The 1,217-nt window shown below is 68.5% G+C and carries 1 protein-coding gene; it reads right to left on the reverse strand.

Features of this window, described 5'->3' with window-relative positions:
- Nucleotides 1–215: 215 nt before the first annotated feature.
- Nucleotides 216–1,217, reverse strand: a 1,002-nt coding sequence (locus ACWCOV_RS41785; RefSeq protein WP_449834929.1) for a PucR family transcriptional regulator, incomplete at its 5' end; no start/stop codon positions are given.

The following is a 1,217-nucleotide window of genomic DNA, read 5'->3' on the forward strand; positions in this document are numbered from 1 at the left end:
GGGCCCGGAGAAGCCCGAGCTTCCTGGTGAAAAGCTCGGACCAGCCGGTCCAGCCTCCTGGTGAAAGGCTGGAACGGTGCCCCAGCTTCCTGGTGAAAAGCTGGGACAGTCCTTGGGGTGGTGCTCGGTGTTCCTGAGGAAGACTTAATCAGCCGGATGTTGCCCAGCAGTTGCCGGAATATGAAGCCTTGTTACGTAGCGTTGTGGCGTACATCTCAGTGCTCGGTGCGCACGGCCGCGATCTGCAGCTGCAACGCGAGCCGTTCGCGCGGATTCGACAGATCCAGCTCCGCGATTTCGCCGATCCGCTTCATCCGGTGCCGCAACGTGTTCGTGTGCAGGTGCAGTGCGCGCGCCGCGCGCTGCGGCTGACCTGGGTACTCGAGCCACGCCTGCAGCGTCTCCACGAACCCGGTGTCGTGCTCGATGTCGTGCCGCAGCAGCGTCGCGAGCGGACCGTCCAGCTTGCTGGTGTCGAGCGAGGTGACTGCTCGGTGAACAGTCAGCACGTGCCACGCCTGCTCCACCGGCAAGGCGGGTCCCGGTGCAGCGCCGCGCCGTACCAGGCCCAGCAGCTCGACCGCCTGGGCGCGTGAGCTCGGCAGGTCTGCCGGACCGCGTGCCTGCCCACCAGCCGCGGCGATGGTGCCTGGCGCTGCCTTGGCTTGCTCAGTGACGAGCTTGCTCAACCAGTTCCACGAGCCGGGGCCGTCTGTGTCGGTGACGACCGCGAGAACCGTGCCGTCCAGGTCTGCGAGCTGCGGCTCGCTCCAGCCGTGCCGGCGCCCGGTCGACTCCCACAGGTCGAGCTGCTGCGGTACGTCGTACCCGTCTGGTGAGCCAAGAGCCACAACACGCCACGGCTGCGGCGGCAGCCGCACGTCGATCGGGTTGTCGGGCGAGAACTGCCGGAGGATCGTCCGCAACCTGTCGATGGCACTCCGCCGCGCCACGTCCGCCTGGGCCCGCAGCCGCAGCAGATGCAGCGCCAGGACCGACGCAGCGTTGCTCAGCTCGGCCGTCACCTCGTCACTCACCGGCCCGTCCACCACAGCCCAGATGGACCCCAGCCACTCACCACCAGCCCGCACAGGTACGACGAGACGCGGCCGGATCCCGTTGGGGCCGTCAGGGACCAGGAACGGCTCGCTGGACCGTGCAAGCCGGCGGAAGATGCCCCGGGCCCGGAAGTGCGCGATCACCTCGGGCGGCACGCG

The organism is Kribbella sp. NPDC002412 (genome assembly GCF_053592935.1).